We start from the raw sequence: 15,474 nt of genomic DNA on the forward strand, positions 1-15,474 counted from the left end.
CGAGGCTTGGCGTAGTAGGGTTTGTCGGTTCAACAATTAGAATGTAGTCCATTGCGCGTATGCATATGCTCAGTGGTTGATTGGGAAGGTTGTAGGCCAAAGAAGTGATAAAAAAAATTGTAGGATTGGTTATTATTGGCGGCCTGACCTATCTGGCGGGGTTAGTATTACTCGTGCCTGTGGAGTTTGTGTGGCGTCAGGCTGGGGGTCCCGCCAACCAACTTCCCGTGCGGGTGCAGAAGCTGCAGGGCACGCTTTGGGAAGGCAAAGCACTGATTTCTCATTCTTGGGCCACTGGCGTGCTGGATTGGGATGTGTATCCATCCGGCCTGCTACTGATGGGCGACGCTCTGGCGCTGAACTTTCGCGCCAACAAAATCGATATTGACGCCAAAGCCGCACTGGATGGATTTGATCAAGTCCGGGTGCTTGCTGATGGTTCTCTGGATTTGGCGGCGCTGGCGCCTGCGTTGCGCCGCCATCGTCTAAATCTGAGTGGAGAGCTGAAGATCAGCGGCTTGGATGTGACGCTGGATACAAATACAGGTCTTCCTGTGCGAGCTTCAGGGCGAGCGCAGTGGGCGGGCGGACCGGTTACCTATCCGATGGGCCGGGAGAATAAGACCGCCACAATGCCTCCGTTGCAGGGGCTGATTAAACAGGAGGGTGAGGAAATTCACCTGGAAGTACTGGATAGCACGGAAAACAAACCCGTTATGAGCGCTCAGGTAACGCGGGACGGCACAGCGAAGATACAAATTCGCAAACGGTTGCTGGACCTGGCGGGCGCGCCTTGGAGTAAACAGGCGAATCCTGACGACATTGTTTTCCGGGTGCAGCAACGGATACTTTAACGACCCATGTTGACAGGCCATATTACTAAGATAACCTGGGTGCTCTTGCTCGCCATCGTCGTGACGCTGGCGTGGCAAGCCGCAAGGGTGACCTGGGGCGTTTGGGTGGGAACCCCGGACATTATCGTCATGCCGGTCGGCGGCGTGGCGAATGCAAACAAGAATCAAGCGATGCAGGCTAACTATCCTGCGTGGAATTTATTCGGCAAGGCGGAAGATACCTCCGCCAAAAAGGCGTTGAGCCAAGTGGACGCTCCAATCACTGCGTTAAGGCTGGATCTGTATGGGGTCGTAGTCGGCGGTGAAGAAGGCGGTTCCGGCGCCATCATTGCGGAAAAGGGAAAATCGGCCGAATATTATCGTATTAATGAAATGCTGCCCGGCGGAGCCAAATTGTCAGCAGTGTTTCCTGATCATGTGTTGATCAGTCGAAATGGCGCTTTGGAGAAGCTGGCGTTTGACGATTCCGTCGCCGTTGCGGGCAGCGCTATCGAACAGGTGGCGAGACCCAGAGACAGCGGCAGGATTGACTCTCCCGAAGAGTTCGTCAACGTCGCGCAGAAGAGACTGGAGGAAGACCCGCGGGGAGCATTGGCTTCGGTGGGTCTGGCGCCGGTGAGTGGCGGCGACGGAGCGTCCGGCTACCAGTACGATGGCGCCAACCCTATGTTGGGTGCCATGAACCTGCAGAAAGGGGATGTGATTCGTTCGGTGAATGGTCATGTTCTTGGAAACATCGAGCAGGATAGACAGATGATTCAGCAGCTGTATGAAAGCGGCATGCTGGAGGTGGAAATAGAACGGGATGGGGCGACTTTCACTATCAGTTACCCATTACGCTGAGCCAGTTACCCGCTGCGCTAAGCGACTTCCTCAAAGTAATGAAAATCAAAAAAAGATTGTTGAATGGACATGAAACATTTTAGAGCCTTTACATTTGCCTGGTTGTTGATTGCGGGTTTTTTCTCCGGCGTGGCGGGGGCCGAAGATCAGACATGGAAGGTCAACCTTAAAGACGCCGATATCCGCGCCTTCATTACTCAAATCGCCGACATCACCGGCTACAGCTTTGTAGTCGACCCCAGGGTGAAAGGCAAAGTCACCGTGGTGTCGAACGCCGCCATGGGGCGTGATGAAGTCTACGAAATGTTTCTTTCCGTGTTGAACGTACATGGTTTCGCGGCGATTCCTTCCGAAGGAATCATCAAAATTGTGCAGCAGAACGAGGCTAAACAAACCGCGGAGAACACCTCGATTTTCAAGACGGTGCCGCAGGAGCAGTTGGTGACCCGGGTCATACAGGTCAAGAACGCCAACGCCCTTGAGCTGGTGCCGATATTGCGTCCGATGGTGGCCAAATATGGACACCTTGCCGGAGTCGCCGCCGCCAACGCCCTGATTATCAGCGACCACGTCAATAACATCGCCCGTATTGAGCGCATCGTAAGCGAGCTCGACAGCCCCTCCAACTATCAACTTGAAGTCATTCAGCTGAAAGACGCCTGGGTAGGCGACATGGTTAAATTGTTGGAAGAGCTGGCGCCTTCCGAGCTGGGTAAAGGCGCGCCCAAAGGGCCCGCCAACAAGTTCAGCGTTGTAGCCGATGAGCGCAGCAACCGTCTGATCCTGAAAGGCGATGAGAACTTCCGCGATAAAATGCGCCTTCTTATCGCCAAGTTGGACCAGCCTGCGGCGGTGAGCGGCACCACCAAGGTTATCAACTTGCGTCATGCTGACGCGGAGGCTCTGGCTGAGTTGCTGAAAGGTCTGATGGGTGATATTGCGCCGGCAAAAGGCGAGGGAGCGGCAGCGGCGGCGCCTGGCGGCGGCAAAGTCAGCATCTATCCGGATGAAGGGTTGAATGCGCTGGTGGTGCGCGCGGAGCCTTCCATGATGAAAGAGATCGAGGCGATCGTTCAGCAGCTGGATGTGCGTCGTGCGCAAGTATTGATCGAGGCTGCGATTGTGGAAATCAGCGATGGTCTGAGTCGCCAGTTGGGTGTGCAAATGGCCGCTGGGGATTTGACTGGCAAGTCTGGTCCGGCCACTGTCACTAACTTCACTAACGTAGGCATTTCCGCCTCGGCGATACTGGCGGCTATCGCCAGCAACTCGACGCCTTCCATTGGTGGCGATATCGCTGCAGTGGCGATTGGCGAGGCTGATGGCAAAAAAGGCTGGGGCGCGTTGATTCAGGCACTGGGCACCAGTGGTCAGGCGAACCTGCTGTCCACGCCAAGCATCATCACTATGGATAACCTGCAGTCTGAAATTATCGTTGGTCAAAACGTGCCATTCCGTACCGGACAAACTGGCACTGGCACCGACGGCACCAGTAACCCATTCACTACTATTGAGCGTCAGGACGTGGGCTTAACCTTGCGTGTTACGCCAAGCATCAGTGATGGCGATCTGGTCAGATTGGAAATCGAACAGGAAACCTCTTCCATTGCGCCCTCCAACGAAAGCGCGTCGGATATCATCACCAATAAGCGTCAGATCAAGACCTCTGTCTTGGCGGACAATGCTGAAACCATCGTGTTGGGCGGTCTGATGAGCGAGAACTACAAATTGTCAGAAGCCAAGGTGCCATTGTTGGGCGATATCCCTCTGTTAGGCGCGCTGTTCCGTAGCACCAAGCGTGAAAAAGATAAGCAAAACCTTCTCGTATTTCTGCGTCCAACCATCCTGCGCAACAAGGAAGAAGCCAAGAAGGCGAGCCAGGATAAATATGATCAGCTGTGGGAGCTTAACCTCAGCATCAAACGCAATCATAAAGGCGATAAGCATGCAGAAACCATGATCAAGCCTTCTATGGACAGCGTATACAGAGAGAACGCGTTCGAGCAGTAAGACTTCTCAATGCCGGCGGCGGACAAGCTCCGCCGCCTCACGCCTGATATCTTCCTTCTATCTTTCTTTTCTAATTATCAATCTCGTCGCTGGGTTCCAGGGGCGGCATCGGACATCCCATCACCGCCGTTGCGGCGCGCAGCAACTCATATTCCTTCAAGCTGACATAACCATCGTAGCTGACGCATTGTGCGAAGGCCTCGACCACGGCTGGTTTAAGTAATGCTGACAGCTGTGACAATCTGTTGAGCGCATCCGTGAGCCGATCGGAAGCAAGTCTGGAGTAAAAGGTCGCTTGCAGGTGGGGGAAGTTCTGCGACATCACTTGTTTGAAGAACTGGCTGGGATTGTTTTCTGGATCTGCGCCTGAAGCGGTGACGCCCAAACGCGCAAAAGCGGAGATCATCAATGCAATTTCATCACCGGCTTGCTCATAGCGAGTCAAGGTTTCTCGTTGAGGAGCAAAGCCTTCATCCAGTTGCGTGCGTAACAGGGCGAGGATGGCGAATTCCGAAAGCGTCGTGCGTTCGTCCAGAGCAACAATTTGTTGCGCGGTGACGACGACTTGAGAGCGAGTGGCGACGGCCCCTCCTTTCAATGCGCCAAGACAGACTTCTAAAAGCGGTAAGCGATGATTGGCCGGTAATGTCGTGATCTTGCGTTCAAGGCTGTCGACTTCTGGCATGCTCTTTATGGGAGTTCCCGAGGAGTGCAGGATATTCTCGCCCACCGGCAATCTGACTGGCGATTCCAGTAGCAGTAGAGCATAGATCATGCTTTCCGCCTGACTTGGCGTGTGCAGGGCGTCGCCAAAGGTGGCTTGCAGCTGTTGCAGTGTTCGCTGGCTCCAGTCATGCGTCGCCTGTGTATGACGTCCAACCTGCCTGGCGATGCCTGTGCTTTTGATTTGCTCCGTGCAAGGCGGCGCGCTCCCGGGTGCGAATCCCGATGTGGCTGGATGGGCGCTAGAGGCTGATGCTGTAGTTTGTTGGGCCTGGCCTTGATTGCGGCGCGCTCTCTGTTTGGTCAGAAAAAGTGGATCCACAGCGCGAATGCGTTCATCTAGCGGCGGATGGGAGGCGAACCAGGCGCTCAGTTTCAGGCTCTCTCCAAAGCACATATGGTTGACTTCCTGGGCGTTGGACGTATGTCCCAGGTAGGAGTGTGTCTGGTTTTCCCTGATCTTGAAGAGTGCGCCAGCGATGCCTTCTGGATTGCGGGTAAACTGCACCGACGATGCGTCCGCCAGATATTCCCTTTGGCGGGAGAGCGCAGCTTGAATCAGGCGGCCGAAAAACAGGCCTATATAGCCCAATATGAACAGAGTGAATCCCGCTGCGACGACGATTATGATCCCACGCGCGTCGCGTGAGCGCCCACCGCCGCTTCGGCTGGACATTCGCAGCAGAAAGGCCCCGGTGGAGCCTATCAGGAGGATGCCGGCAAGAACGGCGATAATCTGTACATTCAGGCGGGTGTCAGCGTTCAGAATGTGGCTGAACTCATGGCCAATGACGCCTTGTAACTCATCCCTGCTTAGTGAGTTAAGCGCGCCGGCAGTGACTACCAGAGACATATCCTCAAGCGTGTAGCCCGCCACAAAGGCGTTGATGGCTTCTTCCTTGTCCATGATGTAAATACTGGGAATGGGTACGCCGGAAGCAATGCTCATTTCCTCCACGATATTGACCAGGCGACGCTCATTCGGGTTCTGAGTCGCCGCATTGATCTGGCGGGCGCCAACCATCTGCGCAACGGAGCGTCCGCCGTGCCTCAACTGTAAAAAGCGTTTGCCTGCGCCCACTGCGACGATGGCGATGACCGCTAGCGCGACCCACCAGGCTGGGCCGGCCAGCCAGACGCCAGGGGTCATACGCGCATCCACAAAGTAGTAGTAAGCGACGAAGCCGGCGATATTAATGGCGAGTGCGATACCTATCAGGGCGGCGGCGAAATGGAGCAGGAGTATCCCGGAGAGCTTGCGCGCGCGCTCTTGTTTGGCGAAAAAGTCCATGGCTTGTCAGGAATCAGTTAAAGCTGACTTTGACAGCCTGACGAGCCTCGGCGGACTCGATTTCAAACATCTCTGTTTCTTTGAAGCCGAAAAAGCCGGCGATAAGATTGCTGGGGAATTGTTCTCGATAGGTGTGATAGGTCATAACGGCGTCGTTGTATGCCTGACGGGCGAAGCCAACTTTGTTTTCCGTGCTGGTTAGCTCTTCCATTAACTGTTGCATGGTTTGGTTCGCCTTGATGTCCGGATAGTTTTCAGACACAGCGTAGAAGTTCGCCAGAGCGCGGCTCAGCATGCCTTCGGCCTGAGAAAGCTGCTTGATGCGCTCTCCTTCCTCAGGCCGTTGCGCCGCCGCCTGTTGCGCATTGATAGCCTGGCTGCGCGCCTGCATGACTTTCTCCAACGTGTCCTGCTCATGCTTCATAAACGCCTTGGCGGTTTCCACCAGATTGGGTATCAGGTCGTGACGGCGCTGTAACTGTACGTCTATTTGGGCGAAAGCGTTCTTGAAGCGATTCTTCAGGGATACGAGTTTGTTGTAGATGGATATCAGGTAGAAGGCGACGGCGATGATGACGACAATGCCGATAATCGCGGAAATGCTCATTGATAGGCTCCCGTAATAGAATGTTTTCCCGCATGTTAAATGAGGGCGTTACGCAAGTTCCACCCTCACGCTTGGCGTCAAGCGTGATGAGGCGGCGGTCAGGTTTGCGGCGCGTGACTGACTTTCATGAACTCTATGAATTCTTCCGGCGGCACCGGCTTGCTGTAATAGTAGCCCTGCGCCAGCGTACAGCCGTCATGCTTCAGGAAGCGCTCTTGCCGCGGCGTTTCCACACCTTCGGCGATGACATCCAGGCGCAGGCTTTTGCCCAGCTGAATGATGGCGTGCACGATTTGGGTGTCGTCTTCGTCTTTCATCAAGTCACGGACAAATTGTTTGTCGATCTTGATCTTGCGGATAGGCAGCTGCTTCAGGTAACTGAGCGAAGAATAGCCGGTGCCGAAATCATCCACGGCGCATTGAATACCGAATTCACTGAGGTGGCGCAGGGACGTAATGGCCTGATTCAGGTTCTCCATGAAGCTGGTTTCAGTGACCTCCAGCTCGATCAGAGAAGTAGGGATTTGGCGGCTTTCGATAATTTTCAGCACATGAGGCGCGAACTCTTTCTGTCTGAGCTGGTTGGCGGACAGGTTTATCGCCACCTTGATGTTGAAGCCCTGGCTGCGCCACTGATGAACCTGAGCGCAGGCTTCGTGCAGCACCCAGTCGCCAATCTCCAGGATGGTCTCATTGGCTTCGGCAATGGGGATGAAAACGTCCGGGGGAACCAGGCCGCGTTCTGGATGACGCCAGCGCAACAGCGCCTCGCAGCCCACAACCTGCTTCGAATTCAGGTCCATTTGCGGCTGGTAGACCAGAAACAGCTCGTTGTTCTGTATGGCCTTGGAGAGATCTCTCTCCAGTTTTTTTCGCTCGCGAATTTCGCTGTCTAGGCTGGCGACGTAGAACTGAAAGTGATTATTGGCGACTGACTTGGCCAGCATCATGGTTTGCTCGGCCTTTTGTAGAATCTTCTCCGCATCGCGGGCGTCGTCCGGGTAAATGGCGATGCCGATGGTGCAGGATACGGGGGTTAATTGGTCCTCAATCTCGAACGGACGACTGATTTCCCGTAGCAGCGATTCGGCGAAAGCCGCCACCCGGTAACTGCTGCTGACATTAAACAGGATCAGGGCGAATTGATCGCCGCCAAGTCGGCAGACCGTATGCACGCCGTCCCGTTGCGACAGCAGTCTCTCGGCGAAGGCCTGTAACAGCTTGTCTCCCTGGCTGTAGCCCAGTTGTTCGTTGATCGACTTAAAGTCGTCGATGCCGACGCAAAAAACCGCAAACTTCTGGTTCAGCGCTTCGGAGTCGTCCACCGCTGCGGCAATGTAGTTACTGAACAGAGATCGAGTCGGCAGGCCGGTGAGGGAATCGTACTGGGATAGTTTAATGATTCGCGCTTCCGCCGCCTGACGCTTCTGTTGGTGCTCCTCTATGGACTGCAAAAGGCTGTTGGCGGCGCGCACCCAACTGCCCAATTCGTCTTTTTCGTGTTGGCGGGGCACTGGGAGTGACTGCAGTCCGGGCTCAGCAGGGTTGATGCGTAGTAACGAATTGATGATGGCTTTAAGCGGCGCGGTTAACAGAAAGTGGTAGACCAGGTGCAGGACAAACGCCAGGAGTAGGGCGCGCAGGAGGCCGGTTAAGAAAATCAGTATGGAGCGTTCGAAAAACAGCGCTGACTTGGGTGCGGTATCCACGACGATTTTTAGCTCGCCGTAGTAGGTGGGCTGTGGCGTCGGACGAAATAAAGAGATGGCGTATTCACGCTCTTTGCCAAAGATGGCGTCGGTCATCCAGCGGCTTTGGGTTTCCTGCAGGGGTTTGGAGAGCTCTGCCAGAATAGTCTGATTGGGATGGGAGATGGCCGCATAACGGATGGACGGTTTTTCGAACAGGCCTTCCAGAACCTGTTGCGCCAAATCGGGATCAATGCTGTATACCGCCTGAGTGGCGGGGTCGCGCACAATGGCCAGAGTTTGTCTGGCTTCGTTGTCCATTTCCTCCACGGCGCGCATGGATTCGAAAATAATCTGACCAATGCTGAGTAAAACGCCTACCGCCAAGGCGGTAAACAGCACCCAGTTCATTAATTTGGCGGACAGGCTGTGTCGCCATTTTACTGGAGCGTTTTGCTTTTCTTGAACCATGCTGATTGATTGCTTCGACGCCGGCGGTGGTGTTTGTGTCAATCTTATTATCCCCTGCTATAGAAAGTGTAGTTATATACGGGGCAAAGTAACAGCATAGGCGCGCGGGAGTAGAGAGGGGGGGAGAAACTGAATATGTGGCGAGTGAAATAAAAACCGGAGAGTGGGGAGGGAACTGTCTGGGTGTGAGTCACGCCGGGGCGCGGGGCCCCGACGTTGGAGCGGATTAAGCGGCCAGGTTCTTGGCGACGAAATCCCAGTTCACCAGATTCCAGAATGCGTTCATGTAGTTAGGACGAACATTTCTGTAATCGATGTAGTAGGCGTGCTCCCAAACGTCAACAGTCAGCAGGGCAGTTTTGCCGTCAGTCATTGGCGTGCCCGCGTTGCTGGTGTTGAAGATTTCCAGAGAGCCGTCAGCGTTTTTGACCAACCAGGTCCATGCAGAACCGAAGTTGTTAACGGCTTTGTCAGTGAATTGGGTTTTGAAGCTTTCAAAGGAGCCGAAGGTTTTGTTGATAGCGTCCGCCAACTCGCCGGTAGGCTCGCCGCCGCCGTTAGGGCTCAAACAGTGCCAGTAGAAAGTATGGTTCCATATTTGGGCGGCGTTGTTGAAAACGGGGCCGCTCTTGGAAGCCATAATAATTTCTTCCAGAGACTTCCCTTCGTATTCAGTTCCTGGAACCAGACCGTTCAACTTATCGACGTAAGTTTTGTGGTGTTTACCGTAGTGGTATTCGATAGTTTCTTCGGAAATGTGCGGCGCAAGCGCATTCTTTTCGTAAGGGAGAGCAGGAAGTTCAAATGCCATGAGATTTTCTCCGTCTTTTTAAGTGTGTAATCCCGTGTAAGTCTCTGATTCTAGAGTATACAGACTGAGTAGGAAGAGATAGCTCCGAATCTCCGGAAATTCAGCCTGCAGGCTCAGGGTCATCACAGTATCACCCTGGGTATTGATGCCGGCCAGATGGCGACCGACAGAATTCTTTTGTTTGATCGCGCAGAATGATATCACCCGCATATATGGAGTGCTATCAAGGGTTTTTCAAGATTATTTATCAGACTTATTAATAAAATTAATAAGCTAGGTGAGTGATAGAACCAGATGGCTATAAGAAATGCGGGCGGTTTATTGGGGATGCCGGCCCATAAAAATGGGCCGGCAAAACGTTAGTCAAAGTGAGCCAGCGAGGAAGTGAAAGGCGTATGCTCCGGCACGAAGGGGAGGCATTTTTCCACTTTGGCGATCAACGCTTTGTAGTCTTCCGCAACAATGTTGATATGTCCCAGTTTGCGGCCTGCGCGTTCTTCTTTGCCGTACAGGTGCAGATGCGTGTCGCTGAGCGTCAGTACGCTTTCACGATCCGCATGGCGACCGATCAGGTTGATCATGCAGCTGACGCCGACAGGCTGGGTGTCGCCTAACGGTAAGCCGGCGACGGCGCGCAAGTGGTTCTCAAACTGCCCTGTATGCGCCCCATTCATGGACCAGTGACCGGAGTTGTGCACTCGCGGCGCCATCTCATTGGCCAGGAGGCCGTCTGGCGTTTCAAAGAGCTCCAGAGCCAGGACGCCCACATAGGACAGGTGCGCCATCAGCTTTTCAATATACTCAGCCGCTTTCTGCGCCAGTTCGGCGCTAATGCGCGGCGCCGGGGCGATGGTGTAGCGCAAAATGCCGCCATGATGAATATTTTCCGCCAGAGGGTAGGTGACGGTTTCGCCTGAGCTGCTGCGGGCGGCGATGATGGAGATTTCCCGGGAGAAATTGACGAAGGACTCGACAATCAGTCGGGGGTGTCCAATGCTGTTCCAGGCTTCTTCCGCCTCTTCGGCGGACTTCAGGACCGCTTGGCCTTTGCCGTCGTAACCTTCCGTGATGGATTTCGCGACAACCGGAGTTCCCAGCTCACGAGCGGCTTCAGCCAATTCTTCCGGGCTGTTGGCCAGACGATATTTGGGCGTAGGGATGCCCAATTGAGTGAACAGCGCCTTTTCGTGTTCTCGATTCTGACATACGCGCAGCGCCTCCACGCCTGGATACAGAGGCTTACGAGCGGCGATGTTTTGCGCCAGATCTAGAGGCAGGTGTTCAAACTCGTAGGTCACTACATCAACGAAATCGAGGAAGCGATCCAGCTCTGACTGGGTGTTGTCGGGGTCGCTGAAAATCGTTCCAAGGCCCGCAGACGGGGCCCCGGAGGTGTCGTAAAGCGCAAATTCAAAGCCCAGCGGCATACCCGCCAGCGCCATCATGCGGCCAAGTTGGCCGGCTCCGAGAATGCCGATTCTTTTCATGATTGCCTTGGATCAGCGTTGTTGAGAACAGTGTCTGTCTGCTGTTTGCGGAACGCTTTGACTGCGTCCATGATATTGCTGTCCTGCAAGCCCAGAATCTGGGCCGCCATCAGTCCTGCGTTAGTAGCTCCGGCTTTGCCGATCGCCAGCGTACCCACAGGGACTCCTCCGGGCATTTGTACGATGGATAATAATGAGTCTAGACCATTCAGCGTTTTGGACTGCACAGGGACGCCCAGTACCGGTAACGAGGTTTGTGACGCGGCCATACCGGGCAGATGGGCGGCGCCGCCAGCTCCGGCGATGATTATCTTGATGCCTCTGCCTTCGGCGGACTTGGCGTAGTCAAACAGCAGGTCCGGCGTGCGGTGAGCGGAAACAACTTGCACTTCATAGGGGACGCCCAGCTTGTCGAGAATCTCGGCGGCGTGCTCCATGGTAGGCCAGTCGGATTTGGAGCCCATAATAATGCCAACTAAAGGCTGCATGATTTCTCCTTAGTAACCCTGTCATTATTGGATAAATTCGCCTATGGGGCGCGAATTTGCGGGTGGTCGAGGCATACTGTTTAAAAAAGAGGCGCATAGTTTAGTGAGTCGGTACATGGGATGCAAACGAAAGCGGCCCTTGTCGACTCCCGCTGCAAACCGTGGCGATCAGGCGTGCGCGACGCCTTTATCTGGCTCATGAAAAACGGAATAATAGCGGGTTGCTTCATGCCTGTTCTGTCGCAATTATTGTGAAGCTGGATGAGGGCGCGTGTACGGAAACTTCGGCATTGTCTAAAATGCCACGGCGCAACCGCGCAGAATCGGGCGTTTGCCGATACACTATATAAATACAGTCCACTAGCGAGGATACATGGAGACAATTAAGCCCGAGAAAGACGAGGTTGATCGATTTCAATCACAGCGCCATAAAGCGCCTGCGACGAAACCTGCTGAGCCCAAAAAGGCTGCGCCGGTTGCGGAGGCCCCGGTGGAGGCTTATGTCAGACTGTCCCGTCCCGCGCAATGGGCGATCGTCTTTGTGTTCATTCTGGTGCTGACTTTTGCGCTGATTGGATATTGGCAGGTCAAAAACCAGCAGCAAACCATTCTGTCTCTACAAAACCAACTGCAGCAGGCGACTCAGTACATATCCCAAAGTAAGCTGGTGACTGCGCGTCTTGAAGGTCAAATTAATCAGACCGACGCCACCATGGCGCAAAGCGGCAATGAAATGGCCAGGGAACTGAAGACCCTGGACTCCGAAATCCGTAAGTTGTGGGATGTGTCCAATAAACGCAATAAACAGTTGATTGAGGACAATCAGAAAGCGCTGAAAGCCCTGCAGGGTGATTTCAAGCAGTCACAGGAGCGGGTTAAGGCGCTAAGCGGTGAGATAAATGGCCTGACGGTTATCGGTGAAAACCTTGGCAAGTCTCAGGAAGCGCAGGCGCTGCAGATTTCCGCACTGGCGGATGATATGGGGCGCACCGATGAAGCATTGGAGAGGAAGCAGGCTGAGTTGGCGCAACTTCTGAAGCAAAGTTCCGACAAGCTGGAGAAAGCTTTGTCGGAACAGACCGTGGCTCTCGCCAAACTTGAGCGCATGATCGGAAAAATGAACGAGCAGAATCTGGAGGGCAATCTCAAGGAGCTTGAGAAGAAAGTCAGCGCCATCGACGCCACCCGCAATCAACTGGTGCAACGCTATGTTGAGCTGGATCGTCGCATGAACGAAATCGGGCTGCAATTGAAGGCAATGCAGAAATAGCACTGGGTTGTGCGCCTAAGTGAGGCTTGGGCGCTTTCCTGCAGCTCGCGAATCAATCTTTATTCTTTTACGGCCGCGGCGTGTTGACGATTGTGGTCGCATCAAAATCCACCGCTTGAAATTGCGGCTCAATTCTTACTTCCACATATTGGCGAAAAAGCAGCGCCGCTGCGACAGACGTTTCCAGCGTCGCTAATTTGTTAGGGTCGTATAGTGCGGCTTCTCTTTCATCATTACGCGCTCGTTGTGCTTCTTCATAAACAGGGCCACCCGCCGCAGGCGGGGAGAACAGGCCGGGAACGAAGATATCCGATAGCTGCGGATTCTGAAGCAGGGCGAGAGAGATGGAGTCCAGAGTGGTGCGTTCTACTGTGTCTGCAATGGGGATATAGTTTATTTGCGCCTCGGAGAAGGTGATATCGAGCGCTTGTCCGTCATCAAGCTCAATATGCACGCTAGCTTCCGTGGAAGGCTCATCCAAGGCTTTCCATTCCATTTCGTAGGGAAGCTCTTCGGCTGAAATGCTCAGCGCTGCGACGAGCAGTAACGCCATCAAAGCTGGTGTGAATAAACGATCCTTTTGTGGATCTGGCGCGGTGGCGAGGACATCCGAGTCGTTCATGAGTAGTGACCCTTGCGCATTTTTTATAATTGATTGTGACTGATTGTAGCAATTCAACAGAACGGGAATGTGGAGCCGTTTCAAAATACGACTTATTTATTGTCATTTATCGTCTCTGTTGAAAATTTAATCTAATCATTCGGCTGGCGCATGCTTGTGGGAAAAATAACTGTAAAGAAATGTAGTGCAAAGTAACTCCTTGTAGCGAATTCTTGCTCCAATTCTCAGCTGGCGAAGCATACGGTTGTTAGAATCATCGCCAGCCTGGAGAGTTGTACGCCAAGGGGATCGCCCCCACACAACCCTCTACCTCAATAAACAAGAGCCATGATTTGTGAAATGGTCATGAAAGCGACGCCCTTATAAATGGGGGAGTGAGTATGCAACGATATCCGAGCCTCAGAACGTTTGTATTACTGCTGGTGACGGCGGTGGGGATGAGTGGGTGTAAGATCTATCAATCCGTGGGGAAGAGCGTAGGGGCCTTTGTGCATCCGGTTAGCGGCCCTAAATTTGTGCATATTCCTGACTCGGAATGGGATAGTACGTCCTCCGCACTTATATATTTTTACCGACCTCACAGTGACTGGGCGTCAGAAGAGATAGAGTCGCCCAGTGTGTATGTCGATGACAGCCAGTACTTCAACTTTCGCGACAACAGTTATACCTGGCTGCAGGTGGCTCCAGGCGAGCGGCGTATTACTATGCGCAGGCCCTTACTGGGCTTTGAAGGTATCGGCGGATTTACTCTGAGCGATATGACGGATCAGATACTCAGTGTTGATGCAGGCAAAATTTACTATCTACGTTATTCCGAAATCAGCAAACCGGATCCAAACCCGGAAATAGAAGCGGACTCGCCCTGGGCGGAAGGGGATTTGCAGTTGGTGGCCGCTGACTTCGCTTATAACGAAATCGTGGAGACCCGCTTTCTGAATAGCGATCTGCTGGCGCCTAATCACGCCGCTACATCTATTGTGAAAGAAAATATCGAATACGCATTTGAGCGGGAGCAGGAAGAAATAGAGGTCGCCCGCGAGGAAGAAATTGAAAGGTTGAAAGAGCAGGGCCATTACCGTCCCGATAAATGGTGGTGTATGTATATGTGCGGCGGCGGGCCCACCAAGCGGCTGAAGGCGGATCGTATGCAGCGTGAGCTGGATCAACGCAAAGAAGCCTACGAGGCGCAGCTCGCGGAAAACGAAAGCTCATCCTGGTGGTGGCCGTTCTGATAGGACGCGTGATGCCACATTAAATTTTCAATTCTGTGCTGTCACCCGGTTCTATAGGGTGACATCTGGGTTTAACATCTATCATTTACTGTAAGGGCTTCAATTGAAGCAGAAGCTGCGGCGACGCCGCGCTTCTGAAATATGGGTAAGGTTTTCAGCCGGTTAGTTTTGGAAGTAAGCGGCGACAAATCAACGGCGGACAGGAAACAGAAAAAGGACTTACTGAACTATGAGCGTGACGACCATGTTTCAAGACCAAGTGCAAAAGACCAGAAGCTTTGTTGACCGTGTGAAGGATGTATATGGCAAAGCCTACGATAAGGCGTTGCAGACGGGAAAAGGCGGCTTGGCCGGAGCGACGCGCATCAGTGCGGCGCTGGAGCCCAAGGTGCGACAAAGTATCGACTCGGCCCATCATTTCTTTGACAGCATCAATCAATCTCTGGCGGATAAAGCCATTCCCGAATGTCGGCGTTCTAATGTCGAGTCAGCTCGTCTGGAGGAAAAGTCATGCGCAGCGCGACACGGAATCAGCGACGTCGGCGCTTCGCGCCAGGATATTTGAGATCGAGCCCGCGAAGTCACTGCGCTTTCGGATATGGTAAGGTAGCCGCATTTTTCACACTGTTGTTAGGAGAAAAATCATGAGGCTATTACATACGATGATCCGGGTTGGCGACCTGGATCGTTCCATCAGTTTTTACACTGAAGTGTTGGGTATGCGTCTGTTGCGGCGCAAAGACTATCCGGAAGGCCGTTTCACATTGGCGTTCGTCGGCTACGGAGACGAGTCGGAAAGCGCCGTTATTGAACTGACTCACAACTGGGACACTGCTGCATATGAGTTGGGTTCCGGGTTTGGTCATCTCGCCATTGAAGTAGAAGACGCTTATCAAGCCTGTGACGCTATTCGTGAAAAAGGCGGGCAAGTGGTTCGGGAGGCGGGCCCCATGAAGCATGGAACCACAGTGATTGCGTTCGTCAAAGATCCTGATGGTTATATGATTGAGCTGATCCAGCGCTAACTTCTCTTCTGGCTAATGGGGCTTTTATTTCTCTATAGAATAAGCGCCGCGA

The 15,474-nt window shown here is 53.5% G+C and carries 14 protein-coding genes; 7 read left to right on the plus strand and 7 right to left on the minus strand.

Annotation, left to right across the window (positions count from 1 at the left end; translation table 11 throughout):
* Nucleotides 1–104: 104 nt before the first annotated feature.
* From gspN to gspD, 3 genes are all read left to right on the plus strand, one after another.
* Nucleotides 105–854 carry a type II secretion system protein N gene (gspN, locus tag O5O45_RS04570; protein ID WP_305904090.1) on the plus strand — a complete coding sequence of 250 codons (750 nt, stop codon included), beginning with the start codon at nt 105–107 and terminating at the stop codon, nt 852–854.
* A 6-nt stretch (nt 855–860) separates the two neighbouring features.
* Nucleotides 861–1,697: a type II secretion system protein N gene (locus O5O45_RS04575; RefSeq protein WP_305904091.1), complete on the plus strand. Its 837-nt coding sequence runs from the start codon at nt 861–863 to the stop codon at nt 1,695–1,697.
* 63 nt (nt 1,698–1,760) lie between these two features.
* Nucleotides 1,761–3,707 (plus strand): type II secretion system secretin GspD, encoded by a 1,947-nt coding sequence (gene gspD, locus O5O45_RS04580; protein WP_305904092.1) that lies wholly within the window; start codon nt 1,761–1,763, stop codon nt 3,705–3,707.
* 70 nt (nt 3,708–3,777) lie between these two features.
* Here gspD and O5O45_RS04585 read toward each other — a convergent pair whose 3' ends face one another.
* From O5O45_RS04585 to purE, 6 genes are all read right to left on the minus strand, one after another.
* Nucleotides 3,778–5,721 (minus strand): M48 family metallopeptidase, encoded by a 1,944-nt coding sequence (locus O5O45_RS04585; protein WP_305904093.1) that lies wholly within the window; start codon nt 5,719–5,721, stop codon nt 3,778–3,780.
* Nucleotides 5,722–5,734: 13 nt separating this feature from the next.
* Complete coding sequence (locus O5O45_RS04590; RefSeq protein WP_011398374.1) at nt 5,735–6,328, minus strand: LemA family protein; 594 nt, start codon at nt 6,326–6,328, stop codon at nt 5,735–5,737.
* A 98-nt stretch (nt 6,329–6,426) separates the two neighbouring features.
* Nucleotides 6,427–8,487 (minus strand): putative bifunctional diguanylate cyclase/phosphodiesterase, encoded by a 2,061-nt coding sequence (locus O5O45_RS04595; protein ID WP_305904094.1) that lies wholly within the window; start codon nt 8,485–8,487, stop codon nt 6,427–6,429.
* 226 nt (nt 8,488–8,713) lie between these two features.
* Nucleotides 8,714–9,298, minus strand: coding sequence for a superoxide dismutase [Fe] (gene sodB, locus O5O45_RS04600; RefSeq protein WP_127969583.1), 585 nt, complete (start codon nt 9,296–9,298; stop codon nt 8,714–8,716).
* A gap of 359 nt (nt 9,299–9,657) precedes the next feature.
* The gene (locus O5O45_RS04605) at nt 9,658–10,785 is read right to left on the minus strand and encodes a 5-(carboxyamino)imidazole ribonucleotide synthase (protein WP_305904095.1); all 1,128 of its coding nucleotides are present in this window, start codon (nt 10,783–10,785) and stop codon (nt 9,658–9,660) included.
* Nucleotides 10,782–11,273, minus strand: coding sequence for a 5-(carboxyamino)imidazole ribonucleotide mutase (gene purE / locus O5O45_RS04610; RefSeq protein WP_305904096.1), 492 nt, complete (start codon nt 11,271–11,273; stop codon nt 10,782–10,784). Before purE ends, O5O45_RS04605 begins: the two co-directional genes overlap by 4 nt.
* Nucleotides 11,274–11,646: 373 nt before the next feature.
* On the opposite strand from purE, the gene O5O45_RS04615 reads away from it, so the two are divergent.
* The gene (locus O5O45_RS04615; RefSeq protein ID WP_305904097.1) at nt 11,647–12,543 is read left to right on the plus strand and encodes a coiled-coil domain-containing protein; all 897 of its coding nucleotides are present in this window, start codon (nt 11,647–11,649) and stop codon (nt 12,541–12,543) included.
* 67 nt (nt 12,544–12,610) lie between these two features.
* Here the strand turns inward: O5O45_RS04615 and O5O45_RS04620 are convergent, their stop codons facing one another.
* Complete coding sequence (locus O5O45_RS04620) at nt 12,611–13,165, minus strand: hypothetical protein (protein ID WP_305904098.1); 555 nt, start codon at nt 13,163–13,165, stop codon at nt 12,611–12,613.
* Between the two features lie 380 nt (nt 13,166–13,545).
* On the opposite strand from O5O45_RS04620, the gene O5O45_RS04625 reads away from it, so the two are divergent.
* From O5O45_RS04625 to gloA, 3 genes are all read left to right on the plus strand, one after another.
* The gene (locus O5O45_RS04625; protein WP_305904099.1) at nt 13,546–14,397 is read left to right on the plus strand and encodes a DUF2846 domain-containing protein; all 852 of its coding nucleotides are present in this window, start codon (nt 13,546–13,548) and stop codon (nt 14,395–14,397) included.
* 229 nt (nt 14,398–14,626) lie between these two features.
* Nucleotides 14,627–14,962, plus strand: coding sequence for a hypothetical protein (locus tag O5O45_RS04630; protein WP_305904100.1), 336 nt, complete (start codon nt 14,627–14,629; stop codon nt 14,960–14,962).
* A 79-nt stretch (nt 14,963–15,041) separates the two neighbouring features.
* Nucleotides 15,042–15,422 (plus strand): lactoylglutathione lyase, encoded by a 381-nt coding sequence (gene gloA / locus O5O45_RS04635; RefSeq protein WP_305904101.1) that lies wholly within the window; start codon nt 15,042–15,044, stop codon nt 15,420–15,422.
* Nucleotides 15,423–15,474 lie beyond the last annotated feature (52 nt).

The organism is Hahella sp. HNIBRBA332 (genome assembly GCF_030719035.1).
Lineage (GTDB): Bacteria > Pseudomonadota > Gammaproteobacteria > Pseudomonadales > Oleiphilaceae > Hahella.